The sequence below is a fragment of the Ruegeria sp. BI12 genome (assembly GCF_056537985.1).
On the sequence record NZ_JBQFSL010000001.1, the window covers coordinates 39,212 to 64,630 of the forward strand.

Below are 25,419 nucleotides of genomic sequence, written 5' to 3' on the forward strand. Positions count from 1 at the left end.
CATGACGCCGTCGCATACCCGTGATAGGCCGGAAGTATGACTCGGATACCCACCAAGCAGGAGGTCCTCGATTGGATCTCGGCGAACCCCACCCTGACCTCGAAACGCGATATCGCCAAAGCCTTTGGTATCAAGGGCGCGGACCGGATCGATCTGAAACGCATTCTGAAAGAGCTAGAGGCCGAGGGGCATCTGGAAAAGCGCAAGCGCAGCTATCGCGACCCGGACCGCCTGCCACCGGTCAGCGTGCTGCAGGTGAAGGCTCCGAATGCGGATGGCGACCTGTTCGCGCGGCCTTTGGAATGGCATGGCGAAGGCGTCGAACCCATTGTTCTGATCATCACCCGCGCCAGCGATCCTGCTTTGGGTGAGGGCGACCGTATTCTGGCCCGCCTGACCGTGGTGCATGAGGAAGACCACAATTATGAGGCACGACTGATACGCCGTATCGGAACCAACCCGCGCAAGATCGTCGGCATCTTTCGCAAAGGGGCCGAAGGCGGGCGGATCGTGCCAATCGACAAAGCCGGGCAGACCGAATGGCTGGTTGCTGACGGTGCCGTACTGGGTGCGAAGGACGGCGAGTTGGTCGAAGCCGAACAGGCCGGCCCAAAGAACCGCATGGGTTTGCCGCGTGCGCGTATCGTGGAACGGCTGGGCGATCCGTCTGCACCCAAGGCCGTTTCGCTGATAGCCATCCACCAGCATGGCATTCCGGATGATTTCCCCGACAAGGTGATAGACGAAGCTGACAAGGCCAAACCCGTCGGGCTGAAAGGCCGCGAAGATCTGCGGGACATGCCGCTGCTGACCATCGACCCGTCAGACGCACGCGATCATGACGACGCTTGCTACGCGCATGCTGACGATGACCCCAAGAACCCAGGCGGGCATGCGATCTGGGTCGCCATTGCCGACGTCGCAGCCTATGTGCGGCCTGACACCGCGCTGGATCGTGAGGCGCGCAAGCGTGGCAACTCCAGTTATTTCCCTGACCGGGTTGTGCCGATGCTGCCAGATCGGTTGTCAGGCGATCTGTGTTCCCTGCACGAAGGTGTCCCGCGGGCCTGTATCGCGGTGCGGATGCAGATTGATGCGGATGGAAACAAGATCGGCCATCGTTTTGTGCGGGGGCTGATGCGCTCGGCCGCGTCGCTGCACTATGCCGAGGTACAAGACGCAATCGACGGCAATATCAACGACCGCACAGGGCCTTTGCTAGAGCCGGTGTTGAAGCCACTCTATTCCGCCTATGCCGCGCTTAAGAAAGCGCGGGCGGAACGGCAACCGCTGGAGCTGGATTTGCCCGAACGCAAGATCGTTCTCAGCGACGCGGGCGAGGTTCAAAGTGTGGCCTTCCGTGATCGCCTAGATGCGCACAAGCTGATCGAGGAGTTTATGATCCTCGCCAATGTCGCCGCTGCCGAGACCCTGATTGCCAAACGCCGCCCGTTGCTGTTCCGCGTGCACGAAGAACCCGCACCAGAGAAGCTGGAAAGCCTGCGAGAGACTGCTCAGGCTGCTGGGTTGAATTTGGCTAAGGGGCAGGTCCTGCAGACGCGACACCTGAATGCGCTGTTGAACGCGGCCGCCGGGACCGAGGATGCAGAGCTGATTAACCTGACCACCCTTAGGTCAATGGCGCAGGCCTATTACAACCCTGAGAATTTTGGCCATTTCGGGTTGGCATTGCGCAACTACGCGCATTTCACCTCTCCCATCCGCCGCTATGCCGATTTGATCGTACACCGTGCGCTGATCACGGCGCATGGCTGGGGTGACGACGGGTTGACCGAGGATGAAATCGCGCGCCTGGATGAAACGGCCACGCATATTTCGGATACCGAACGCCGCTCAATGATGGCCGAACGGGATACGACGGATCGCTACCTTGCCGCCTATCTGAGCGAGCGTGTGGGCAATGAATTCTCAGGCCGTATCAGTGGCATTGCCCGGTTTGGCGCATTTGTGAAGATGGATGAAACCGGTGCGGATGGGTTGGTCCCCGTCCGATCACTGGGGCGCGAGTTTTTCCATTTCGACCGCGAAGCGGGAACGCTGATGGGATCAGACACCGGTTTGATCATCGCCATCGGCCAGCGTGTCACTGTGCGCCTGACCGAAGCCACGCCGGTCACCGGAGGGCTAGAGCTGGAGCTGCTGTCTATAGATGATCAGGCCCTACCGAGGGGGCGGGGCGGACCCGCCAAGCGGGGTACACGGCGCAAGGCGGTCAGCACCAAGCGAAAGAAGGACAAGATCAAGCGCAAGGTCGAGCGCAAACGCCGTCAAAGGTGATAAGTTAGCGCCCGAGCAATCAGCCAGCCGTGGCGGGTTTCGTCGATCTGATCCGGGTCATCAAACAAGATGGCCCGATTGCCATCGATTCGATCTTCGCCCGGAAAGGCGGTGCTGAAATCGCCCATCAGCCGGCTCTGACAATGCACGAACAACGCAAAAGACGCCGATTTGTGACCGCCCAAGCGGATGGTTGATCCCTTTGGGGCAAGATAGGCAGGTTGCCCCCAACGCAGCGCTTCATTCAATGGCTGCGCTTTGGGCAATGTCCCGGCTGTTGAAAACACCAGTTCACGCAAAGCAATCACCCCCGAACGCGTATTTTCGGGGAATGCTTCAAAGGCGGCCTGAACGGCGGGATCGTTAAATGGTGTCATGCAGCGGTATCGCCTGTTCCATTCGGTCGATGTAATCATTGAGCAGCCTATCCTGTTTGATCCGCCGGGTCAGCGGGGTTTCCGCTGGTGTCGCGCGCATTGCGGCCAGCATCGGCCCAACGCTCATATCTGCCGAGGTCGGTTTGTCACCCAGAAGGTAGGGGGATTGCCACAGATAGGCGGATATCGCTTCAAGGTCCCGCTCTAGCCGATCCCGTCTCTCGACAGGTGAGAAACGGGCGACACCCTGGAATCCCAGGCCTTGAACAACCTTTTTCCGGATGGAGTTCGAAACAGGTGTGCGGATCAAAGCGGGAATGACCGAAAAGAAAGTGTCGCGCAGAATTGGCCAGACCTCGTCATTGGCCCATCTGTCCATCACGACCTGAAAATAGATATGTTCCTCGGCCATGCGGATCAGCGCCCGTGCCTGCGCCTTTTGTATGTCGCTGAGCCCATGGTCGAAGTCCGCGCCCTGCGCCTCAAGCCAATCGCGAATTAGGTCGCTGTCCGGGACAAGACGCTCGGGCGTACGCAGAACAGGAAGCTTTTGATGGGGCATTTTGCGGGGGTCCAGCATATCGGACCGCTGCCAGCGCTGGCCCGCGTGCTCCAGCATATATGCGGCTTTGACGCAGAAGGGGCTGGCGCTGAACAGGCCGAAAGCAGAAGGGTAGATCAAAAGGGTCAGCATCGGGGGCTCCATTATCAGGGATGCCCGAGGGATACCTTTGCCTGATGACAGTTTCTGTCATCAGGTTTAGATTAACCTGCATTATGTCCCGAACCGCCCGTCTGTTCCAATTGATGCAAGCCTTGCGCTCTGGCCCGTCGCCAAGAACGTCCCAACAACTGGCGCAGGATCTGGGCGTGTCGCCGCGCACCGTTCATCGCGATATTGAGTCGTTACGCGGGCTTGGGGCGGTGATCGACGGTGAGGCCGGTTTTGGCTTTACCCTGATCGAAGACGCAACACTGCCACCGCTTGGATTCACGGATGATGAGCTTGAAGCGCTAGTGTTGGGGCTGCGAGAGGTGCAGGCCATTGGCGACCCCGGTTTAGCGGATGCGGCAGGCAATGCGTTACGAAAACTTCAGGGACGCCTACCCCAGCGCCAGTCGCACCGCCTGACCCATGCCGTGTTGACAGCGACGCGATTTGATCGCCCGGCCAAGCCCACCATCACGGTCGGGGACTTGCGACAAGCCACGTGGGATGAGCGCACGATCGAGTTTGCCTACACGGACGCCAAGGGCGATGACACCCGTCGTAAGGTGAACCCGCTGAGTATCGTCTATATGGATCGCTCCAACGTTCTGATTTCCTGGTGCCATCTGAGGCAGGATTTCCGCGTCTTCCGGCTGGATCGGATCCGCGAAATGTCCGTGACAGATGAAAGCTTTAGGCCGAACCGTATCCCTTTGTTGCGCGAGGCCCTGGCCCAGATCCGCGCACAGCACAAAGCAAAAGATCGCGAAGGGTCAAGCTGAACGCTTTGGAAAATTCCAATTCTGCGGTATTCTGAGGTTGAGCAGAAACCAGGAAAATTCGGAATGCGTAAATGCATAGGTGGCGTTATGACCGCCGCATTATGGGCATCCATTGTGCAGGCGGAATCTATCAATACTCTGGGCGGGTCACAGGCCATACAGCTGGCGTCAGCTGGCGTGGCGATATCCATCCGGCCAGTTTTACGACCCTCAGCTAAGGAGTATCGGGTGTCGACCGAAGGAAACGCGCGGTTTCAGGCGTGGCTTGGAGCATTTCGTGAGCGGGCGTCCGAGCAGGGGATAAAAGCCTCTACGCTGGACCGGTCGCTGGCGGGGTTGACCTACGATAAAGACGTAATCCGGCGCGACCGCAATCAGGCAGAGTTTTCAAAGCCCATTTGGGAATACCTGGATTCCGCCGTTTCGGACACGCGGATCAGAAACGGCCAGACCGGGCTGGAACGTCACGGTGAAACGTTGGCCCGTATCGAAGCCAAATACGGTGTTGAAAAAGAGGTGGTAACGGCGATTTGGGGGCTTGAGACCTCGTTCGGGACCTATCGGGGCAGTGATCACACCATCCGATCACTGGCGACATTGGCTTTTGACGCAAGACGCGCGCAGTTTTTCGAAACCCAGTTGATAGCCGCATTACAGATCATTCAGGCGGGCGACGTCAGCCCTTCCAACATGACGGGCAGCTGGGCCGGGGCGATGGGGCATACCCAGTTCATGCCAACCTCATATCTGGACCATGCGGTCGATTTCGATGGTGACGGAAAGCGCGATATCTGGTCGGACGATCCGACTGATGCGCTGGCCTCAGCCGCCGCCTATCTGGCGCGGCATGGATGGACCACGGGGCAGCCGTGGGGGGTAGAAGTCACCTTGCCTGATGGGTTCGACTATTCCAAGGCGCGGCGCGATCACACTTTGATGCCTTCAGAGTGGATTGATCGTGGCGTCGTAGCTGCGAATGGCGCGCCAATTTCGGATCATGGACAAGCGGCGATCCTGCTACCGGCCGGAGGGACGGGCGTTGCGCTTATGATCTTCGACAACTTTAAAGTCATCGAGAAGTACAATGGAGCCGATGCCTATGTGATCGGTATCGGTCACCTCTCCGACCGTTTGGCGGGACAGGGTGCGTTCCAGACTGATTGGCCGCGCGGTGATCGCGTGTTGAGCTTTGCTGAAAAAAAGGAATTGCAAAGCCGACTGACTGAAGCTGGCTTCGATACCCAAGGCATCGACGGGCGCACAGGTCCGAACACAGTTAATGCCGTGCGGGCATACCAATTGGCACAAGGGTTATTGCCCGATGGATATGCGAGTTTAAATTTGTTGGAAGGGCTGCGGTGATAAACGCAGGGAGTGCGCCAGCCTATTGCGGGCTCTTACGTCGATGGCATTTTTCAGCCATCGGCTACGCAACCTCCCGACTACCGGCACTCACTACGATAGTCGGGAGGTGGACCCAGCAGTAGAGCGGGCCGCGACGCCAGTAGAGGTAATATAAACCAGCTCGCATTCGCATACTTGAATCTGAAATACATCAAATCAAGTGATATTTGTCGCGCGTTAAGTTCTATATTTCCACGCGGCACCAATTCACTTCAGCCAGTGCTCGAGTTTAGTGTATCAAAATGTAGTCAGGTATTGAGTTTACTTGAATGACGGGGATTTGGCCTAAAGAAGTAGATGGCAAAAGGGGCGCTCCTCAAAGCGCCCCTTTTCCGAAAATCTAAAGTCCAGGCTATGCAGCCGACTTCATCAGCCCCTGTTCAATGATCTCAGCCTGTGCTTCATCCAGTGATTTGTAGATCCGGACGAACATCTCGTCGATCTCTGCGGGTGTCAGGATCAGCGGCGGCGAAATGATCATACGGTCGCCCACGTGGCGCATGATCAGGTTGTTGGCAAAACACCGGTCGCGGCAGATGTAGCCGACCGTGCCGGGCTCGGACGCGAATTTGGCACGGCTGGCCTTGTCCGGCGTCAATGCGATTGATGCCATCATGCCGACGATCTTGGCCTCACCGACCAATGGATGATCGGCCAGGGCCTCCCATTTCTCTTTAAGATAGGGGGCGGCCACGTCGCGGACGTGGTCGACGATGCCTTCTTCTTCGAGGATGCGCAGGTTTTCTAATGCGACGGCCGCAGCGACCGGGTGGCCGGAATAGGTGTAGCCGTGATTGAACTCGGTACCGCCGATCACTTCGGCAATCTCGTCGGTAACTATGGAGCCGCCGATCGGCGCATAGCCTGAGCTGAGTCCCTTAGCGATGGTCATGATATCCGGTTTGATACCCACGGTTTCCGAACCGAACCAGTTGCCTGTACGACCAAAACCACAGATCACCTCGTCCGCGATCAGAAGGATATCGTATTTGTCGCAGATGCGCTGAACTTCGGGCCAATAGGTATCGGGTGCAATAATCACACCGCCCGCACCCTGCACGGGCTCTGCGATAAAGGCCGCGACACGGTTTTCGCCCAGTTCCTGTATTGCGTCTTCCAACTCGCGCGCGCGGGCCAGACCGAACTCTTCTGGCGTCATATCGCCACCTTCGGCCCACCAATTCGGCTGATTGATGTGGTGGATATTCGGGATTGGGATACCGCCCTGCGCATGCATCCCAGCCATACCGCCCAGCGACGCCGAACCGACGGAAGACCCGTGATAGGCGTTGTGGCGACTGATTATGATGTTCTTGTCCGGTTGGCCTTTCTCAGCCCAATAAGTGCGTACCAGACGGATGTTGGTGTCGTTCGCCTCGGACCCGCCTGCGGCGAAAAACACATGGTTCAGATCGCCCGGCGCCAGCTCTGCGATCTTGGCCGCTAGTGCGATGGCAGGAACATGGGTCGTTTTGAAAAATGTGTTGTAATAGGGCAGTTCACGCATCTGGCGCGCTGCCACCTCGGCCAGTTCATCGCGACCGTAACCGATATTGACGCACCAAAGACCCGCCATAGCGTCCAGAATCTCTTCGCCTTCGCTATCTGTCAGATAAACGCCCTTGGCCCGCGTGATGACGCGCGCGCCTTCCTTGCCCAATGATCCGTTGGCTGAAAACGGGTGTATATGATGTGCCGCATCCAGCGCCTGCAATTCGGCGGTCGGCATGTGATTGGTGATGGTCGACATCAGAGAATCTCCTGCAAAAGCGGTTACCCGTTACAATATGATCAAATTTTTTGCTGTCAATCGAATCGACCTGAATCAGGCGCGGATCAATGCGTCCGACATCAATTCCATGCCCTGCTCAATGTCCTGAGCGGTAGCTTCGGCTACTTTTTCTGCATCTTGCGCCCGCAAGCTTGCGATGATGTCCTTGTGGCGATCTGGCAGGCTATGTGTTCCGAATCTTCCGCAGACAACGCGCAGCGAAGGGCCAAACCGCAGCCAAAGTCGCTCGGCCAAATCGTTGAGAATCGGAGCATCCGCATGAGCGTACAGAGCTTCATGAAACCGGTGGTTCAAACGCAAGTACCCACCGACGTCCCCGTCTGTGATGGTCTGATCCAATCGTTGATCAAGCTTCTCAAGCTGGTCGATATCAGCAGGTTTCAAATTTGCAGTTGCCCGTCTGGAAAGCTCTGATTCTATTGATATTCTCGCAAAAATCATCTGTTCGACATCTGTGCCCGACAACAAAGGAACACTGACGCGCCGATTGCCTTGAAACACCAGCGCACCGTCAGAAATCAGCCGCCGGATTGCCTCGCGGACCGGGGTCATTCCAACCCCGAGTGATTCGGTCAAACCTTGTATCGTGACGGGTTGCCCTGGGACCAGATCACCGTACATGATCTGCGATCTCAGCGTTTGGTACACCTGTTCATGCGCCGGTCTTTTTCCCTCATCCACTTTCGAGTCAGATGCCTTATTTTTGATCAAATCCAAGTGGTTTACCCTGTTTCGCGTAGTGTCGACTTGCCAGACGCCTGGCCTCGTGAAACCATACGATGGATCGAGGGAAAACGCAAAACTTGATCAAATCAAAAAAAACGGGAAAATACCCGTACATTTGCAGGGAGAGAAATATGTCAATCAAAACGCTGACGATGACAGCGATTGTCGCGCTGGGGACTTCGGCGGCATTTGCCGAAGAGGTGCGCGTCTACAACTGGTCCGATTATATCGATGAGGACTTGCTGAAAAAATTCGAAGAAGAGACGGGGCTGACCCTGATCTACGACGTATTCGACAGCAACGAAGTTCTGGAAACTAAGATGCTGGCTGGTGGGTCAGGCTATGATGTGGTTGTGCCATCGGGCACGTTCCTTCAGCGCCAGATTCAGGCCGGTGCTTTTCAGGAACTGGATGAATCTAAACTCTCGAACTCAGGAAACCTTTGGGACGTAATTCAGGAACGCACCGCCGGTTATGACCCAGATAACGCTTACTCGATCAACTACATGTGGGGAACGACCGGCCTTGGCGTCAATGTTGGCAAGGTCAAGGAAGTTCTGGGTGACGATGTGGCACTGAACAGCATGGACCTGGTACTGAAGCCAGAGAACATGGAAAAGCTGGCCGAGTGCGGCGTGCATTTCCTTGATGCACCGTCCGAGATCATTCCGATGGTTCTGCAGTACATTGGTGAAGACCCGGACAGCCATGACAAAGACGTCATTGGAAAGGCCGAAGAAATTCTGGTGGGCGTGCGTCCACATATTCAGAAGTTCCACAGCTCGGAATACATTAACGCTCTGGCGAACGGAGATATTTGCGTCGCAGTGGGTTGGTCCGGCGACATCCTTCAAGCGCGGGATCGGGCAGCCGAGGCCGACAACGGCGTAGAGATCGAGTATCACGCGTTTGCCGAAGGCTCGCTGATGTGGTTCGACCAAATGGCTATTCCGGCAGATGCGCCGAACCCGGAAGGTGCGCACAAATTCCTGAATTTCATTCTGGACGCCAATAACATGGCTGCGGCCTCGAACTATGTTTATTACGCCAACGGCAACAAAGCTTCGCAAGAGTTCCTAGAAGAAGATGTGATCGGCGACCCGGCGATCTATCCGGACGATGCGACGATGCAAAACCTCTACATCACAACGCCTTATCCGGCGAAAACACAGCGTGTAGTTACGCGCATGTGGACCAAAGTCAAGTCGGGCACCTGAGCCGATAAATCTGAGCAAGGCGGATTGCCCGCCTTGCCCTTTCAATCAGACTGTCGAACGGGGGCCGCCTTGAACACTAACGTCTTTGCGCCGTGGGATGATCCACAGGCGAAGCCATTGATCCAGTTTCAGAATGTAACCAAGCGTTTTGGTGGGTTCACGGCCATCGACAACCTGTCACTGGATATCTTTGAAAAAGAATTCTTCGCTCTGTTGGGGCCATCTGGATGTGGCAAGACGACCATGATGCGTATGCTTGCAGGGTTTGAAACCCCAACTGAGGGACATATTTTGCTGGGCGGGCAGGACATCGACCCAATCCCACCGAACAAACGGGCGGTGAACATGATGTTCCAGTCCTACGCGTTGTTTCCTCACTTAAGCATCTGGGAAAATATCGCCTTCGGTCTGCGCCGGGATAATATGCCCAAGCGGGATCTTGAGGACCGCGTGGAAGAGATGCTGCGCCTGACCCGGCTGGAGCAATTCGCCCGCCGCAAACCACATCAGATTTCGGGTGGCCAACGGCAGCGGGTGGCCCTGGCACGGTCTCTGGCCAAGGCGCCAAAGCTGCTGTTGCTGGACGAACCCTTGGGTGCGCTGGACAAAAAGCTGCGGCAGGATACCCAGTTCGAGCTGATGGACATTCAGGAAAAGACCGGCACCACCTTTGTCATCGTGACCCACGATCAGGAAGAGGCGATGACCGTCGCCAGTCGCGTTGCCGTCATGGATCAGGGCAAGCTGATGCAGGTGTCGACGCCGGACAAGATTTATGAAAACCCGAACTCGGTTTACGTCGCGGACTTTATTGGTGATGTGAACATCATCGAAGGCCGGGCGACCGCGAATGGGAACGAAACCTATCAGGTCGACTGGGCCGAAGGACAATCACCGCTGACCGCAACCTCGCCGGCTGAATTCTCGACCGGTCAAAGCTGCCATCTGGCGATCCGCCCTGAGAAAGTGACGATTTCGGCGGACCGACCGGCCGATGCGATTAATGCGGTTCAGGGCAAGGTGCATGACATCGCCTATCTCGGCAACCTGTCCACCTATTATGTCGAATTGCCAAATGGCACGATCATCAAGGCGCAATCCGCCAACACGCGCCGAATCTCGCGCCGGTCCTTTACCTGGGAAGACCCCGTCTGGCTGTCATGGACGGCAACGGCTGCGGTTCTGTTGGCGAACTGATGCGCCGCGCTGTTCTGATAGCCGTCCCTTATGTCTGGCTGCTGGCTCTGTTTCTGGTGCCGTTCTTCATCGTGTTGAAAATTTCGCTGTCGGATGTCGAACTGGCCATTCCGCCCTATACGCCGACACTGGACCTGTCGCAGGGTTGGGCAGGGATAACGGATTTCTTCAGTCAGCTGGATTTCGAGAACTTTGTCTGGCTGACAGAAGACGACCTTTATTGGAAAGCTTACCTGTCCAGCGTCAAGATCGCGTTGATTGCGACTGTTCTGACGTTGCTGGTGGGGTATCCGATTGCTTACGGCATGGCGCGAGCGCCAACTGAATGGCGTCCCACACTGATGATGCTGGTAATCCTGCCATTCTGGACCTCGTTCCTGATTCGCGTTTACGCGTGGATGGGCATCCTCAGCAATGAAGGTTACCTGAACCAGATTCTGCTGTGGTTGGGAATCATTTCGACGCCGCTGACCATTTTGAATACCAACACTGCTGTCTATATCGGAATCGTCTACACCTATTTGCCCTTCATGATCCTGCCGATCTATTCGTCGTTGGAACGCATGGATGAATCTCTGATCGAAGCAGCCGAAGATCTGGGCTGTTCCCGACTTCAGGCGTTCTGGCTTGTGACAATACCGCTGTCGCGTCCCGGCATCATAGCGGGCTGTTTTTTGGTTATGATCCCGGTGATTGGTGAGTTTGTTATCCCGTCTTTGCTGGGCGGGTCTGGTACGCTGATGATTGGCAAGGTGTTGTGGGAAGAGTTCTTCTCGAACCGCGATTGGCCGGTTGCCAGCGCCGTTGCGGTGGTTCTGCTGCTGATCCTTGTGGTCCCCATCGTGCTGTTTCAGCGAAACCAGCAGAAACAGACGGAGGCCGAGCAATGAACAGGCTAAGTTGGTTCAACGCGGTGTCTTTGACACTGGGATTTGCCTTCCTCTACATCCCGATGGTCATCCTGATTATCTACAGCTTCAACGAAAGCAAGCTAGTCACAGTCTGGGCCGGGTTCTCGACCAAATGGTATGGTGAGCTTGCCCAGAACGAGGCGTTTTTGAACGCGGCTTGGGTGACGATCCGTGTTGCGGTGTTCTCATCCACTTTGGCCACGATCCTTGGCACGGCAGCTGCTTATGTTCTGGTTCGTGGCGGGCGGTTTTTCGGCAGGACACTGTTTTCCGGTATGATCTACGCGCCGCTTGTGATGCCCGAAGTGATCACCGGCCTGTCGCTACTTCTGCTGTTTATCGGTATCGGACTTGATCGGGGCATTTTGACCATCGTTCTAGCCCACACGACCTTTTCGATGTGCTTTGTGTCGGTCGTCGTTTCCTCACGCCTTGTGACCTTTGACAAATCGCTGGAGGAGGCCGCTTTGGATCTGGGATGTTCGCCCGCGCAGGCGTTCCGTCTTGTGACGCTGCCAATCATTGCCCCGGCGGTGATTTCGGGGTGGCTGCTGGCCTTTACCCTGTCGCTGGACGATCTGGTCATTGCGTCATTTACCTCGGGCCCGTCGGCCACGACCTTGCCGATCAAGATATTCTCGGCCGTCCGTCTGGGCGTCAGCCCTGAGATCAACGCATTGTCCACAATCATGATCGCAGTTGTCACCGTTGGCGTCATCACCGCCTCGCTGGTTACGAAACGCGCAATGGTCCGGCAAAAGCAGGATGAACTCGCCGCTGCGCGCACCGAATGAAACGTCTGTTTCCAGACTATACCTATGGACCAGGGCCACGACAGAACTGTTGGTGGGATCAGACGATTTCGGCCCCCGATTGGCCGATCCTCGCAGGTAATCTGAATGTCGACGTCGCGGTCGTCGGTGGCGGCTTTACCGGTCTTTCGGCGGCACTGCACTTGGCTGAGGCGGGCGCGAAAGTTGCCGTTCTTGAGGCTGCGACACCGGGTTGGGGGGCTTCGGGGCGCAATGGCGGATTTTGTTGTCTCGGCGGGTCCAAGCTGAGCCACGGGTCAATGGTCCGAAGGTTTGGCGCCGAAGCTACGCGGTCCTACGAACAGGCGGAATCAGACGCGGTTCAGCTTGTCGCGGATTTGCTGGACCAGCATCGGATCGACGCAGATACCCATTCGAACGGCGAAACCCAACTGGCACATTCCGCACGCGCGATGGAAAAGCTGCGCCGTAAGGCAGAGGCTTCAGGCGTCCTGCATGAACCTGATGACCTGCAGGGTCTGGGTCTGGGCGGCGCCTTTCATGGTGCCTATACAAATCCGGTCGGATTTGCCCTTAACCCACGAAAGTACCTGTTTGGCCTGGCAAGTGCTGCCAAAGGGCTGGGGGCGGGCTTGTTTCAGAAATCCCCGGTTGAAAGCATCAGGAAAACACCCGGCGGGTTCGACGTTGAAACCGGATCAGGTCATGTCCGTGCAAAAAATGTAATGATATGTACCAATGGGTATTCCAGCGAGGATATGCCCTCCTGGTTGTCGGGGCGATACATGCCCACGCAATCCACGGTTTTGGTGACCCGGCCGTTATCCGATTCCGAGCTGCAAGCGCAGGGCTGGACCTCGGAACAGATGGGGTATGACACGCGAAATCTGCTGCACTATTTCCGCCTGATGCCTGACCGGAGGTTCCTGTTCGGCATGCGTGGGGGCCTGCGATCGTCGCCTCGGGCCGAGGCCGCCATTCGCCGGGCAGCGCTACATGACTTCCAAGGCATGTTTCCTGAATGGAAAGATGTGGATGTGACCCATATGTGGTCCGGAATGGTGTGCCTGTCGCGCAAGTTGACGCCTTATGTCGGGCCGGTTCCCGATCAACCCGGAATGTTTGCCGCGTTTGCCTATCACGGGAACGGTGTCGCCATGGGCACATATTGTGGGCGCGCAATTGCTGGTTTGGTTTTGGACAAACAGTCCGAACTGCCCGTGCCAATTGCTCAGCCACCAAGGCGGTTTCCTCTTGGTTACTGGCGGCGCGCTCTGATGCCGCCGTCCTATGCGGCAATGGCGATTATTGATCGGTTGTCGCTCTAAAGCGCGGCTATTTCCAGTTCGAGCGTTTGGGTGTAATCAGTGGCCCCGTTTTCGATGCGCCACAGGCAATAGGCCGCCATGCGCCAAGCATACCAAGGGCGCAATTTACGGTACCGCGCGACCGTTTCGGCATGACCGTAAGCGGCAAGAAACCGTTCTTCTTCGGCCACGCTCAGAGGTGCACCGCGGTAAAGCCGCTGCATGGCTGGGGACAGGAACATCGCGATGTCCTCGCACGGATCGCCCAAGGCAGGGCACTGCCAGTCGATAAGCGTCATACCGGTTGGCGCGACAAGGATGTTTCCGGCCACTGTATCGCCATGAATCAGGCACGTGTGTGTGGTCGCAGGCACATGGCCCGTTGGACGATGCTGCGCGAGCCGTGCACGTGTGTTAGAGGCGCACGCACTGAGAATACGCTGGGCGTGTTCAGCCAGATCACCGCTGCCATTGCACCCTTGCGGTGCTTGAACTGAAACATCAAGCTTGTGAAGTTTATGCAGCAATCCGGCCACAACCTCTGGATCGTTTTTCCACGGCGATCCCGGAGCGTGATCATAAAATACCCAATGGCCTGTATCATGTGCTCCGGTTGCACGCAGGCGTGGAACAAATCCGGTTGGTTCGAGGGCACGCAAGCATTGCGCTTCTAGTTCGGGGTCGTTGCGAAACAGCGGATTGCGCGGTGTCGCGCGGTACAGCTTCAACACTTTGTCGCCGCTGCCGCCCAGCACTTTCCAGACCTGATTTGTGCGGCCGCCATACAACGTCTGAAACTCTGCATCGGGCCGAACAAGGTCTTGCGCGCGCAGATCGTCGACCAGATCTGAAGGGGGGAGGGTTGGGCCAGACAGGAGCTTCACCAGTGCAGTTAGCGAGTCGAATTTGCAAAGGTTTGAACTGTCCTGCCCGACAGATCAAGTTCCGGCTCTGACCCCGGTAACTGTCGTGGCGGTCACAACCTGCCCGCTTTCGAGCGTCAGCGTGACTTGATTGTCCACAACTTGAGCTTCAACGACCTCGTCGTAAACCTCTGCCTGCTGTGTCGAAAGCAGTACGTCGCCATCGTAACTTTCCAGCGTAGCTGAGTAAGTACCCGCCGCCAGCGGCTGCCCATCGCTTCGTTGACCTGCCCAAACTGTATTCTGGCCGGTTGTCGACACTGAGATGCGGTCGACAACGGCTCCTTCGCCGTCGCGGATAACCATGACCGCTTTGTCAGCCTCAGGTGCGGGCGTGGCAAACAGGGCCACAGGTTCGCCCTCGTATTGGAAAGCCGAGGGTGCCCGCACGTCCATGCCGATCCATTTGCCGAGCTTGTCCAGATTTGCACCACCCAGAGCCTGACCAAGTGTTGCTAACAGATCATTCGTCTGTACCTGCTGTTCAACCATCGAAAACTGCGCCAATTGCGATGCGTATTCCGACGCATCTAACGGTTTCAACGGGTCCTGATTCTGGGCCTGAACGGTAAGCATTTTCAGGAACGTCTCAAAGTCTGACGCCAGGCCAGTTTTTTTCGGCGCGTTTGCATTTCCTGTCGGGGTAGATGGTTGGGCGTTTGGTTGGGTTGGGGTAATCAAAGTCACAACCTCATGTCGATGCGGCCAACGGGGCCGGTTTTGGGAATGGGAGACGCATTTGAAGCGGTTTCGCTAAGCTGTGTTGTGTCAGCAGACGTTCGTTCCTGATCGTCGGCATCGTGCTGCTCGGTGTCTGATGAAGTCCCGAGGTCAAATGACAGATCGCCAAGACCAAAATTCCGGAACTCTTCCTCCAACACCGACAAATGGCGCCGCATCATTTCAAGGGTTTCCGGGCGTTCGGCGGAAATTGTCAGATGCAACCCGTCATCGCGACCGTTTAGCATGATTGAAACACGCCCCAGTTTTTCGGGGTTCAGCGCAATTTCAACCGCGCCGGACTTCGGCTGAGCATTGATGGCGGCGGAAATTTGGCCGGCAATGGCGCGCGCTGTCTCAGCTCGGGCGGTTTGTGCCATGAGCTGCACGGGCAACGCTGCGTCCCGACCAGCCGAAACAGGCGAATCTGTCCTTAGGACGTGATTGTCCTCCACCTCAAGAAACGCGGTCGCATCAACCTGAGCACGGGGTTTTTCCGGCGCGAACAACTGCAACTGAGCAATGCTCGGCATTCGTGCCGGATTAGTGGTTCGCTGCGCCGCAGGATTGGACAGCGGCGGTTGTTGTGTTTCATGTCGGGTCGGCGCCAGATGAAGGGGCAGGTCCGCAACTTCCTTCGAGGGCGTAGCGGCAAATGGCAATGCAGAATTCGCGGCGACAGCCTTTGTCGGCGCTGCTTCTGGCAGTGCCTCTGGACGCAAATCGGCGCGGTTTTGAATACTTGTGGTGGCCCTGCTCGGATCTTTGATGCCCGCATCAGCTCGTTCAACATCGGTGTTTGGACCAGTCAGTTCGCTTTGATGCACTTTCGGAATGTGCACTTCTGGCACGACAGTCTTCGGCGGTGTTTCGACGGGATCGAGTTTTGTGCCCAGTTCAAAACGTTCGTCTAGAGGCGGGCGCAGCAGTTCCTTCTCAGGATCGGCGGGCTTTTCCAATTCTTCAACCAAGACAGTCTCATCCGTTTCAACGTCAAGATCCGGTTCCGCACTATTAAGTTCGGCCGATTCATCATTGTTCTCACCTTTGTGCTGAATAAGCACCGCCTCAAACACCGCGCCGCCTTCATCCCCCGGTTCAGACCTGGGTCCATTGGATTTGAATGTTGCGGACGGCGAGGATGTCATCACTGAAAGAGGGTTGGGCATTTTGCTCCGACTCCGGTTGTGTGACCGGAAATCTGCCTGCAGGAAGTTACGTTTATTTTAACCGCTTTCACCTTTGATCGAAAAAGTTCGATGCAATTTTCGGAGAAAGCAATGAAGGTTTCTGTGCCTCTTCCACCGTCTAAAACTCCCGCCACTTCCCAAAAATTGCAGGAAGCGGCCATCGAATTGGAGGCCGCGTTTTTGGGTGAGATGCTGAAGTCGGCCGGTTTGGGAAAAGCGCGCCAATCCTTTGGCGGAGGTGCGGGCGAAGATCAGTTCGCCTCGTTTCTGGTTCCGCATCAGGCCCGTGCGCTGGCGAAGGCCGGGGGTGTTGGCCTGGCCGAAGCACTCTTCCAATCCATGATGGAGAATTCCAATGCCAAAGATACCTGAGACCAGCCTCATAAAGTCACTTGAAGAAGTTCTTGAGCTTGAGCGAAACGCATTGGTGCGAGGCGAACTGGATCGCCTGCATCATACGGCTCCGGAAAAGGAAAAGCTGATCGGGGCGATCAATGATCTTGATGTCTTTGGAAGTGATGAACTGATCAGCCTGCAGAAAAAGGTCGAGCGGAATCAAGAATTGCTGAACAGCGCCGCCGAAGGGATTCGCGCCGTAGCCAACCGCATGGCCGAGTTGCGGCGCGTGCGGCAGGAATTCAGCACATATGGCGCAGACGGTCAGCGCAGCGAATTCGCCGTCCGTCATCAAGCCAAGCTGGAAAAGCGAGCATAGTTACGGGTTTGATTCAAATCTGAGGTTTCTGAATTTCGCGCTTTAGCACTCCGTTAGGGGATCGACGTCAAAGGTGTTCGGGCACCTGGATACATCAGGTGGCGCGAACAGCCCGACGGCAGATCGCACCGATCAGAAAGACGTCAAAGCCCGTACTAGTTGCGGGAAGAGCATGGGCGCAAAAGGCCCGAACGGAAAAGGAAGAAAGCTAATGTCCAGCATTCTGACAAACAATGGCGCCATGGTCGCGCTGCAAACACTCAAGTCGGTCAACAAAGATCTTGGCGCAACCCGGAACGCGATCTCGACCGGTAAGGACGTTGCGACTGCGAAAGACAATTCGGCCGTCTGGGCGATTTCAAAAGTCATGGAATCGGATGTCAAAGGCTTCAACGCGATCAAGGACAGCCTGGCCCTTGGTGAATCCACCGTAGCAGTTGCGCGTAACGCGTCCGAAACGGTCACCGATTTGTTGTCCCAGATGAAAAGCAAAATCGTAGCAGCACAGGAAGACAACGTAGATCGCGACAAGATCAACGACGATGTGACCGCGTTAAAGGGCCAGATCAACTCGGTTGTGAACGCCGCGCAATTCAACGGCCTCAATCTAGTTAACGGCTCGGCGGGGTCCGCATCGATCCTGGCGTCTCTTGACCGGGACAACTCTGGAAACGTGACCGCGTCTTCTATCACTGTTGCTGGACAGGACCTTTCTACTGGCGGGTACACGGCGGCTCAGGTCTTTGACGGGTCGACCGGGTCTTCCACCGGCAACGACCGCGTTGGTGCGACGATTGACAACGGCACAACTTCGGCAACTGCGCTGGTAACGGATGAATCCAGTGGTGCGTTTGCTGCAGGCGACAAGGTTGTGCTGGCGATCGACGATCAGGTCGTATCCTACACGGTTTCCGCTACGGATGCTGCGGCCTCCACGACCGGTGATATAGTTGCAGTGGGTTTGAAGGCGAAAATTGATGAACTTGGTATCACGGGCCTGACCGTTGATTATGACTCGGGCACCGCGGGCACCTTGTCCGTTGCCAATGCCACCGGCACAGACATTTCATTCTCGGCTCAGTATGTGAACGCGGGTTCAGGCGGTCTTGGCGCATTGACCGGCATTGATGTTTCAACCGGTGCAGGTGCTACGGCCGCGTTGGCCACAATCGAGACGCTGATCGACACATCGATCGATGCATCGGCGGCCTTTGGTTCTTCGCAAGGTCGGATCGAAACGCAGAAAGAGTTCATTTCGAACCTGGCGGACTCGTTCAAATCCGGTATCGGGTCGTTGGTCGATGCGGATATGGAAGAAACCTCGGCACGTCTGCAAGCGCTTCAGGTTCAGCAACAGCTGGCAACCCAGTCGCTGTCGATCGCAAATCAGGCACCGCAGTCGATTCTGTCACTGTTCCGCTAAGTTCAGGAACATGGTCGGGGCGCGGCAACGCGCCCCGATACTGACCGCCAAGTGACAGACTACTGGAAGGATTTTACGTGACCCCGCAAGCCATCGCACAACGAGCATATTCACAGACCGCCGCGCCAACGCGCACCCCGCGCGATACGGAATACGAGGCGATCTCGAAAATCACGCGCAGGCTCAAGGCCGCCGCGGCCCGCCAAAAATCAGATTTCGGCGCGTTTGTGCAGGCTTTGCACGAAAACCGGCGACTGTGGACCGTTCTGGCCAGTGGCGTCACGGACTCTGACAATGCGCTGCCAAACGATCTGCGTGCGCGGATATTCTATCTGGCGGAATTCACCGAACAGCACAGTAGCCAGGTATTGGGGAACAAAGCCTCGGTTGAGCCATTGTTGGAGATCAACATGGCGGTTCTGCGCGGTCTTCGCCAAATGGAGGCTTCCTGATGGCAGGGTTGGTTTTGAAATTAGCGCCGAAAGAACGGGTTTTGATCAACGGTGTAGTCGTGGAAAATGGAGACCGCCGTAGTCGTTTTTCGATCATGACACCTGAGGCGAATGTACTGCGCCTGCGGGATGCGATCCACCCGGACCAGGTGAACACTCCGGTTCGACGTGTCTGCTATGCTGCTCAACTTGTGCTGTCTGGAGATATGGAACCCGATCAGGCACGCCAACAATTGTTACGGCGCGTCGAAGAGCTGAGCCAGGTCTTTACTGACGCCGACAGTCGCCGGGTTCTGTCCGAGGCAACGCAAGCGCTTCTGGATCAGCAGTTTTACAAATGCCTTAAAGCCTTGCGCGCGCTGCTGCCCCGCGAAGAGCGGCTCATGGCCTACCAGTAATGACGTTCCAGCCGGTCATACCTTCGGGCGGCATTGTCGGCTGGCGATTCCTGCAGCGGACATATGACGCGCAGATCGACAGTTTTTCTTCGTCCTCTGTCAACAAAAGGGACAGTGAGTACTTTTTGGAGAAGATCAAAAAGGTCCAGACAGCAGAGGAATTGGTGTCCGATCGCCGGTTGTTGCAAGTTGCACTCGGGGCCTTTGGGTTGGAATCCGACTTGGACAATCGCTACTTCATACAGAAGATCCTGTCCGACGGGACCAAAGCGCAGGATGCGTTGTCCAATCGTCTGTCCGACAAAAGGTACCGGCAGTTTTCCGAGGCGTTTGGGTTTGGGCCGGGCGAGGTGCGCAAAACCGGGCTGATCACCAACATGGAAGAGATTGCACGTGACAGCGTCGTGTCTCGATTTGAAATTGCTGTGGGTGAATCAGATGAAACGATGCGGATCGCTTTGTATGCGCAGCATGCTCTGGGGGAGCTGGCTCAAAAGGAAGGCAGCAAAGATACCAAGTGGTTTGATTTGATGAGTTTGCCTCCGCTGCGGCGGATGATGGAAAATGCTCTGGGGTTACCGTCCAGCTTTGGCCAGTTGAATATCGACAAGCAACTGGAAGTGTTCAAAGACAGGTTGTCAGGGCTGACCGGGACCGATGATCTGGCCCAATTCGAGGATAAGGCCGCAATAGAGCGGCTGACAGATCAATTCCTTGCCCGTAGTCAAATCGCCCAGCTTGAAAGCGCGATTTCCCCGGCGCAGACCGCGCTGATCCTGCTTGGTGTCTAAGGCAAAAAAAGTGCTTCGGACGCGCGACGACCACCAGAAGCGTTGTCGGGTGGCCCTGATTGATTTGAACTGCGCGCTTTTTGTATCTTAAGCGTTCAGAACGGCATCTGCGGAAGTTCTGAGAGCATAAGACTCGACCGGTTGCGAAACATTATGCAGCTTGACGTCGCCAAGAGGCAGCGCATTGGCGCAGGCGGGCACAATATCGGCAGACACCACAATCCTGTGGTTTTTGGTTTTTCCATATTCACCCAGACGCGCAGCGATATTCGCGGCTTGTCCGATCACGGTAAAGTCCAGCCGTTCACGTGAACCGACATTGCCGTAGGTCACGCGCCCGTAGGCAACCCCGATTGAGCAATCACAATGGTTGTCGGAACCTGACTGGCGCAACTCTCCCAACTTTTCCACGATGTTGATGGCGCTGCGCTGTGCGTTTTCGCGGGCGTTTTTTGAATCCTCACCCGCTGGAAATACGGCAAGGACCGCGTCACCGATGAACTTCAGGACTTCGCCGCCGTTTTCATGCACGATGCCAGAAACGGTTTCAAAAAAGTCATTCAGAAGGTTGATGTAGTCTGTGCGCCCCAGTTTCTCTTCCAAGCTGGTCGAATTGCGCAGATCACAGAACATGATGGCGGCATCAATTTCATCCCCGTCGCCGCGCCGGATCTCCCCCCCTAAGACGCGCGCGCCCGAGCGTTTGCCAACATAGGTTTCAAGCAGGACCTGAGCGTTCTCTCGCTGCATGAAAACCTCATAAAACCGGGCGATCACCAGCGAGCATTCGAACACCAGCCCAAGGTTTTCCGTCGTGAAACCGTCCGGGTGATCGCAGGTCAGGGTCAGAACGTTGGTACGTCCATCCGAGAACGGCAACGGCATGGCGACATAGTCGGTCGCCCCTTTTTCACGCAGGTCCTCCATGATTGGAAAGCTATTATGGGGGTTTTCCGCGTTCAGCCGCTGTCGCACGCCGCCCAGCCCGTTCGACACATGACGTAATGGGCTGTTGATATAAGCCGGGTGGTCGTGGATTTCGTAGGTCGGAACATTGGTCGAAATCTCGGCCTCGCCCTTTTCCCAGATGTAGTGCTTGCCCGCTATCAGCGGATGCAGGGACCATGTCAGGATGCTCAGGCGCTGGATGGCGATCCCATGTTCCAGCATTTTCTCGGCCAGCGCTTTGGTGAATGCCTCAGGCGTGTCATTCGCAGACGCCCCACGCATTAGCCAATCGATCAAAGGACCACTGATATTGCCGTCTTCGGGTTCCCGGAGCTGGTTATCGCCCAAATCTATCCGGGTATACGCGTTGGGCAAAAATCCGATATGCCCCTGAATGGCGGCGCTTTCTGGAAGCGCCTCCTCATAGGCCCAAACGGAATTGGCCAGTCGTTCACCATCCAGGATGACGTCGTGATAGGTCGCAGTGCCCTTGAAGGGGCAAAAGGTTTGCAGTTCGGTCTCGTCGCTGAGATCCACCAGCACGTCCTCGCGCGGGATGTAGATCGTCGGCGGCAGCCGCGTTTCATACATGACCTTGGCTTTGCTGCTTTCGGCTAAAAGGTCCTGGTCCCGGTAAATCGCAATTTTACCGCTTAACCGTTCGACCGAGATCCCATAGCCCTTTGGTCTTGCTGTGGCGTGGACGTTCATCATCATCCTCCCTGGCCCGGGGTCACTATAGGATGGGCCTTGTGAAGGGGATTTCCAAGGGGCGGTCTCGGCATTTTTATCGTGCGATAGCTGCGGAACCCCGTCGGATCAGACCATCTGGATTACATCCTTTTCGATGGACAGCATATAGCCTTTCTTGGCGATGTTCTTGACCAGCAGCTCGCTGACCATCTGATTGCCCAAGGCATCACGCAACCGTTTGATCCGCGTGGCGCCGGCAGCTTCGTCACAGTCGGCGGCGCTTTTGCCCGAGATCATCGCCTCGATCTGAACACCGGACAGAACCTCATCATCCAGTCGAGACTCAGCCAGGACGGACAATGTCTCCATCGCTGCGGGCGTCAGTTTGAAATCCATATTGTTCAGGTAGACGGTGTTTTCCTCGCGACTGATCAGCAAGGATGTCACTTGAATACCAGTTCGTTCAATTTGCGCCATCCGACGGTTCAGCATCACTAGCATCACCAGAAAAACCAGCGCCGTCACAAGCATGGCGCTGGCAAAGACAAGCAATACAAATATCACCATACGATAGCTGGACAGCGTATCGGCAAAGGCGGTGCCGGACTGGGCCAAAATCTCCAACAGGCGAATTTCAGTCTGCGAGGTCAGATCGCTTTCGACAAATAGCCGTTCAACGCGCGCGTTAAAGGCGTTGGCGTCCGGCAGGGTCCAGAACAAAAAGATGGCGGCAGTGACGAGAATCAGGATGATCGCCGCAATACCCGCACCGACCAGTCTTGTTCCTGACCGTCTGGCTTCAGTAACGGAGATAGAATTGTCCGGCATTGGCCTTCCTTTTATCCAATCCTTCCGGCCCAAAGACAGACATGACGTTCAACAAGGTCCAGCCCGACGCGCTAAGGCGTTGCGAGACTTCTTGTTGGGCCTGGCCTTTGTCACAGGCCGAAACCTGCATCACGCCATAGTGCAGCCGCAGGGGGTTGTCCTGCTTGGCCTTGTAGTCCGCATAGCACTCTGCCGACGCGGCGGTACCAAGCGATATCAGGGCCGCAACGGCCAGAGAAGAGAGGATCGGTTTCATAGGCTGCATCCTGCGCATGGGTTTGCACGATATTCAATAACCTAAGGGGTTTGAGGGGCGTGATATCGGATAACAACCGCTCGTTATTGCTTGTCTGAAGGGTGCGGACCCAGTGTTGGGGCACCACGTTTGCGGTCTGTGCCGGATCGCCCCGAAACACTAGGAAGGACACGCATCATGCACCGGAAGTTCATCGCTATTATCGTCGCTACTGCTGTTGCCATCACCGGCGTCTCAGCCTCGCAGGCGCGGGCTGCGGATGCCAAGGACATCCTTGGCGGGCTTGCCGCTATTGCGATCATCGGGGCAGGGGTCCACTACTATAATCAGGAAAAACGCAAGAACCGAACCCGGACAACGCGTCATCAAACCTACACGCCCCAACCTTATGTAGCGCAGCCCAGCTACCCGGTACGCCCCCTGCCGCAGCATGTGGCGAGGTATGATCTGCCGCAGCAATGTCTGCGCACATTCAATACGTATTCGAACAACCATCCGCTTCTGGCACCGAATTGCCTTAAGAAGCACTACAAACATGCCAATAGCCTGCCGCAAGAGTGCAAGGTCGGTTTCTGGAACGGCAATAAGGTGAAGCGGGCATACGAACCCGCATGCCTGCGCCAGAAAGGATACCGCGTCGTTTACAAGTAATCACTTTCGAGCAGGAGCGGAGCCATAGAAGCACCGCGCGGGAGAGGGTGGCGCAAGCCGCCCTCTCTTTTTTGTCTTGCGGCGGGGCGCGAAACGCGGTTTTCGGTTGGTATGACAACGCCAGATTATTCGATTGAACAGGCGGCAGTGGCGCAAGGATATGTACGCATTGCCGGTGTGGATGAGGTGGGGCGGGGACCATTGGCCGGGCCAGTGGTTGCGGCTGCCGTGATTTTGAACCCCGAAGATATTCCCGAGGGGCTGAATGACTCCAAGAAGCTGACGGCCAAACGGCGCGTTGCAATGGACGCTGCCGTTCGTGACCGCGCGGAATTCGCCATTGCCGATGCTTCGGTTGCCGAGATTGACCAACACAACATCTTGCGTGCCTCGCATTTGGCGATGGAACGAGCGGTTGCGGCCCTTGATCCTCCGCCGGACTATCTGCTGATTGACGGAAACATGATCCCTCGCGGTTTGACGATCCCGGCGCAGGCGGTAGTCAAAGGCGACGCGCATTCCGTGTCGATTGCGGCGGCTTCTATTATTGCCAAAAACTGGCGCGATCAACTGATGGTGGATTTGGCGCAACAGCATCCCGGCTATGGATGGGAGAAGAATGCAGGCTATCCGTCAAAACAACACAGGGAAGCGCTGCAAAATCTTGGTGTGACCCCACATCATAGGCGTTCATTCAAGCCGGTACACAATATCTTGTATCAAGAGTAAATCGTAAGCTGCTGATTCAAAAAAGAAATTGACGGCGAATCGACTTTGACTCATCCTTGTCTCAACCAAATGAGCGCAAAAGCGCCGTGGATACTTGAGGCAGTAGAATGACAACAACCACTAAAAAGGGCGCAAAAGCGCTCCCTTTAAACACGATTCTATCTGGCGACTGCATCGATGTGATGAACAGTCTACCCGAGGCGTCGGTTGACCTGATTTTCGCAGATCCGCCATACAATCTTCAACTCAAAGGCCAGCTGCATCGCCCCGATAACAGCCAGGTAGACGCGGTTGATGATCACTGGGATCAGTTTTCAAGCTTTGCTGTCTATGACAAATTTACCCGTGAATGGCTGAAGGCGGCGCATCGTCTATTGAAACCCAATGGTGCGATTTGGGTTATCGGGTCTTACCACAACATCTTCCGCGTGGGTTCGGCCCTGCAGGACGCGGGCTATTGGATTTTGAACGATGTTGTCTGGCGCAAATCGAATCCGATGCCGAATTTCCGTGGCAAGCGTTTCACCAATGCGCATGAGACAATGATCTGGGCCTCCAAGCGTGAGGGTGCCAAGTACACTTTCAACTACGAAGCGCTGAAGGCGCTTAACGAAGGCGTACAGATGCGCAGCGACTGGGTTCTGCCGATCTGCACCGGGCACGAGCGTCTCAAGGATGAAAACGGTGACAAAGCACACCCGACGCAAAAGCCGGAATCGCTGCTGCACCGTGTCCTGATTGGTTCGACCAACCCCGGTGATGTTATTCTGGATCCGTTTTTTGGTACGGGCACAACCGGTGCTGTCGCCAAGATGCTAGGTCGCGAATTCATCGGGATCGAACGCGAGGAGAGCTATCGCAAGGTTGCTGAGAAACGCATCTCCAAAGTCCGGAAATTCGATCGCGAAGCGCTGGAGGTCAGCGCCAGCAAACGCGCCGAGCCACGCGTGCCCTTCGGCCAACTGGTCGAACGCGGTATGTTGCGTCCGGGTGAAGAGCTTTATTCCATGAATCAGCGTCACAAGGCCAAAGTGCGTGCGGACGGAACGCTGGTGGGTAACAACGTCAAAGGCTCGATCCATCAAGTGGGCGCGCAGTTGGAAAACGCACCCTCATGCAATGGCTGGACCTACTGGTGCTTCAAACGCGATGGCAAAACAGTGCCGATCGACGTTCTGCGCCAACAGATCCGGGCCGAAATGAACTGAT

At 56.2% G+C, this 25,419-nt stretch carries 27 protein-coding genes; 17 read left to right on the forward strand and 10 right to left on the reverse strand.

Annotated elements, in window-relative coordinates; translation table 11 throughout:
* The first annotated feature begins 36 nt into the window (after positions 1-36).
* Positions 37-2,298, forward strand: coding sequence for a ribonuclease R (gene rnr / locus ACR0AK_RS00220; RefSeq protein ID WP_480791994.1), 2,262 nt, complete (start codon positions 37-39; stop codon positions 2,296-2,298).
* On the opposite strand, the gene ACR0AK_RS00225 is transcribed toward rnr, so the two are convergent.
* Together ACR0AK_RS00225 and ACR0AK_RS00230 are read right to left on the reverse strand one after the other, a co-directional pair.
* Positions 2,289-2,675 (reverse strand): DUF1801 domain-containing protein, encoded by a 387-nt coding sequence (locus ACR0AK_RS00225; RefSeq protein WP_480791995.1) that lies wholly within the window; start codon positions 2,673-2,675, stop codon positions 2,289-2,291. The two genes, rnr and ACR0AK_RS00225, sit on opposite strands and share 10 nt — an antisense overlap.
* Positions 2,662-3,369 (reverse strand): glutathione S-transferase family protein, encoded by a 708-nt coding sequence (locus ACR0AK_RS00230; RefSeq protein ID WP_480791996.1) that lies wholly within the window; start codon positions 3,367-3,369, stop codon positions 2,662-2,664. Before ACR0AK_RS00230 ends, ACR0AK_RS00225 begins: the two co-directional genes overlap by 14 nt.
* 83 nt (positions 3,370-3,452) lie before the next feature.
* Between ACR0AK_RS00230 and ACR0AK_RS00235 the strand changes: the two genes are divergently transcribed.
* Entirely contained in the window at positions 3,453-4,166 is a 714-nt protein-coding gene (locus ACR0AK_RS00235; protein ID WP_170563635.1) for a helix-turn-helix transcriptional regulator, read from the forward strand.
* A 63-nt stretch (positions 4,167-4,229) separates the two neighbouring features.
* Positions 4,230-5,528: a lytic murein transglycosylase gene (locus ACR0AK_RS00240; protein WP_480791997.1), complete on the forward strand. Its 1,299-nt coding sequence runs from the start codon at positions 4,230-4,232 to the stop codon at positions 5,526-5,528.
* Between the two features lie 394 nt (positions 5,529-5,922).
* On the opposite strand, the gene ACR0AK_RS00245 is transcribed toward ACR0AK_RS00240, so the two are convergent.
* Together ACR0AK_RS00245 and ACR0AK_RS00250 are read right to left on the reverse strand one after the other, a co-directional pair.
* Entirely contained in the window at positions 5,923-7,320 is a 1,398-nt protein-coding gene (locus ACR0AK_RS00245; protein WP_170563630.1) for an aspartate aminotransferase family protein, read from the reverse strand.
* A 75-nt stretch (positions 7,321-7,395) separates the two neighbouring features.
* On the reverse strand, positions 7,396-8,079 hold the full coding sequence (locus ACR0AK_RS00250; RefSeq protein ID WP_170563627.1) for a GntR family transcriptional regulator: 684 nt from the start codon (positions 8,077-8,079) through the stop codon (positions 7,396-7,398).
* A gap of 140 nt (positions 8,080-8,219) precedes the next feature.
* Between ACR0AK_RS00250 and ACR0AK_RS00255 the strand changes: the two genes are divergently transcribed.
* The 5 genes from ACR0AK_RS00255 to ACR0AK_RS00275 all read left to right on the forward strand — a co-directional run bounded on the left by ACR0AK_RS00255 (position 8,220) and on the right by ACR0AK_RS00275 (position 13,514).
* Complete coding sequence (locus ACR0AK_RS00255) at positions 8,220-9,305, forward strand: polyamine ABC transporter substrate-binding protein (RefSeq protein WP_170563624.1); 1,086 nt, start codon at positions 8,220-8,222, stop codon at positions 9,303-9,305.
* 69 nt (positions 9,306-9,374) lie between these two features.
* Positions 9,375-10,502, forward strand: coding sequence for an ABC transporter ATP-binding protein (locus ACR0AK_RS00260; RefSeq protein WP_170563621.1), 1,128 nt, complete (start codon positions 9,375-9,377; stop codon positions 10,500-10,502).
* Positions 10,502-11,392 carry an ABC transporter permease subunit gene (locus ACR0AK_RS00265; RefSeq protein ID WP_170563792.1) on the forward strand — a complete coding sequence of 297 codons (891 nt, stop codon included), beginning with the start codon at positions 10,502-10,504 and terminating at the stop codon, positions 11,390-11,392. Before ACR0AK_RS00260 ends, ACR0AK_RS00265 begins: the two co-directional genes overlap by 1 nt.
* The gene (locus ACR0AK_RS00270; protein ID WP_170563618.1) at positions 11,389-12,207 is read left to right on the forward strand and encodes an ABC transporter permease; all 819 of its coding nucleotides are present in this window, start codon (positions 11,389-11,391) and stop codon (positions 12,205-12,207) included. The genes ACR0AK_RS00265 and ACR0AK_RS00270 overlap by 4 nt, the downstream gene beginning before the upstream one ends.
* Positions 12,204-13,514 carry an NAD(P)/FAD-dependent oxidoreductase gene (locus ACR0AK_RS00275; protein ID WP_480791998.1) on the forward strand — a complete coding sequence of 437 codons (1,311 nt, stop codon included), beginning with the start codon at positions 12,204-12,206 and terminating at the stop codon, positions 13,512-13,514. The genes ACR0AK_RS00270 and ACR0AK_RS00275 overlap by 4 nt, the downstream gene beginning before the upstream one ends.
* On the opposite strand, the gene ACR0AK_RS00280 is transcribed toward ACR0AK_RS00275, so the two are convergent.
* Genes ACR0AK_RS00280 through ACR0AK_RS00290 form a run of 3 tightly spaced genes read right to left on the reverse strand, consistent with a single transcriptional unit; the run spans position 13,511 to position 16,305 of the window.
* Positions 13,511-14,377: a phosphotransferase family protein gene (locus ACR0AK_RS00280; protein ID WP_480791999.1), complete on the reverse strand. Its 867-nt coding sequence runs from the start codon at positions 14,375-14,377 to the stop codon at positions 13,511-13,513. The two genes, ACR0AK_RS00275 and ACR0AK_RS00280, sit on opposite strands and share 4 nt — an antisense overlap.
* A gap of 54 nt (positions 14,378-14,431) precedes the next feature.
* The gene (locus ACR0AK_RS00285; protein ID WP_480792000.1) at positions 14,432-15,103 is read right to left on the reverse strand and encodes a flagellar hook capping FlgD N-terminal domain-containing protein; all 672 of its coding nucleotides are present in this window, start codon (positions 15,101-15,103) and stop codon (positions 14,432-14,434) included.
* A complete protein-coding gene (locus ACR0AK_RS00290; protein ID WP_480792001.1) occupies positions 15,100-16,305 on the reverse strand; it encodes a flagellar hook-length control protein FliK in 1,206 nt (401 codons plus the stop codon). The genes ACR0AK_RS00285 and ACR0AK_RS00290 overlap by 4 nt, the downstream gene beginning before the upstream one ends.
* A gap of 111 nt (positions 16,306-16,416) precedes the next feature.
* Here ACR0AK_RS00290 and ACR0AK_RS00295 point away from each other — a divergent pair, with 111 nt between their 5' ends.
* The 6 genes from ACR0AK_RS00295 (at position 16,417) to ACR0AK_RS00320 (ending at position 20,105) form a co-directional block, all read left to right on the forward strand.
* Positions 16,417-16,698: a rod-binding protein gene (locus ACR0AK_RS00295; RefSeq protein WP_480792002.1), complete on the forward strand. Its 282-nt coding sequence runs from the start codon at positions 16,417-16,419 to the stop codon at positions 16,696-16,698.
* Positions 16,682-17,041, forward strand: coding sequence for a flagellar biosynthesis protein FlgN (locus tag ACR0AK_RS00300; RefSeq protein WP_170563603.1), 360 nt, complete (start codon positions 16,682-16,684; stop codon positions 17,039-17,041). Before ACR0AK_RS00295 ends, ACR0AK_RS00300 begins: the two co-directional genes overlap by 17 nt.
* A 211-nt stretch (positions 17,042-17,252) precedes the next feature.
* On the forward strand, positions 17,253-18,464 hold the full coding sequence (locus ACR0AK_RS00305) for a flagellin (protein ID WP_170417286.1): 1,212 nt from the start codon (positions 17,253-17,255) through the stop codon (positions 18,462-18,464).
* Between the two features lie 77 nt (positions 18,465-18,541).
* Positions 18,542-18,916 carry a flagellar biosynthesis regulator FlaF gene (gene flaF / locus ACR0AK_RS00310; RefSeq protein WP_480792003.1) on the forward strand — a complete coding sequence of 125 codons (375 nt, stop codon included), beginning with the start codon at positions 18,542-18,544 and terminating at the stop codon, positions 18,914-18,916.
* Complete coding sequence (gene flbT, locus ACR0AK_RS00315; RefSeq protein WP_109310643.1) at positions 18,916-19,314, forward strand: flagellar biosynthesis repressor FlbT; 399 nt, start codon at positions 18,916-18,918, stop codon at positions 19,312-19,314. Before flaF ends, flbT begins: the two co-directional genes overlap by 1 nt.
* Positions 19,314-20,105: a DUF1217 domain-containing protein gene (locus ACR0AK_RS00320; protein ID WP_480792004.1), complete on the forward strand. Its 792-nt coding sequence runs from the start codon at positions 19,314-19,316 to the stop codon at positions 20,103-20,105. The genes flbT and ACR0AK_RS00320 overlap by 1 nt, the downstream gene beginning before the upstream one ends.
* Positions 20,106-20,192: 87 nt before the next feature.
* Here ACR0AK_RS00320 and ACR0AK_RS00325 read toward each other — a convergent pair whose 3' ends face one another.
* The 3 genes from ACR0AK_RS00325 to ACR0AK_RS00335 form a co-directional block, all read right to left on the reverse strand.
* On the reverse strand, positions 20,193-21,764 hold the full coding sequence (locus ACR0AK_RS00325) for a DUF427 domain-containing protein (RefSeq protein WP_480792005.1): 1,572 nt from the start codon (positions 21,762-21,764) through the stop codon (positions 20,193-20,195).
* A gap of 108 nt (positions 21,765-21,872) precedes the next feature.
* Positions 21,873-22,574 (reverse strand): winged helix-turn-helix domain-containing protein, encoded by a 702-nt coding sequence (locus ACR0AK_RS00330; protein ID WP_170563590.1) that lies wholly within the window; start codon positions 22,572-22,574, stop codon positions 21,873-21,875.
* Entirely contained in the window at positions 22,546-22,830 is a 285-nt protein-coding gene (locus ACR0AK_RS00335) for a hypothetical protein (protein ID WP_170417271.1), read from the reverse strand. Before ACR0AK_RS00335 ends, ACR0AK_RS00330 begins: the two co-directional genes overlap by 29 nt.
* A gap of 177 nt (positions 22,831-23,007) precedes the next feature.
* Here ACR0AK_RS00335 and ACR0AK_RS00340 point away from each other — a divergent pair, with 177 nt between their 5' ends.
* From ACR0AK_RS00340 to ACR0AK_RS00350, 3 genes are all read left to right on the forward strand, one after another.
* Entirely contained in the window at positions 23,008-23,481 is a 474-nt protein-coding gene (locus tag ACR0AK_RS00340; protein ID WP_170563587.1) for a hypothetical protein, read from the forward strand.
* Positions 23,482-23,592: 111 nt separating this feature from the next.
* Positions 23,593-24,210 (forward strand): ribonuclease HII, encoded by a 618-nt coding sequence (locus tag ACR0AK_RS00345; protein WP_480792006.1) that lies wholly within the window; start codon positions 23,593-23,595, stop codon positions 24,208-24,210.
* A gap of 107 nt (positions 24,211-24,317) precedes the next feature.
* Entirely contained in the window at positions 24,318-25,418 is a 1,101-nt protein-coding gene (locus tag ACR0AK_RS00350; protein ID WP_480792007.1) for a DNA methyltransferase, read from the forward strand.
* The last annotated feature ends 1 nt before the right edge of the window (position 25,419 follow it).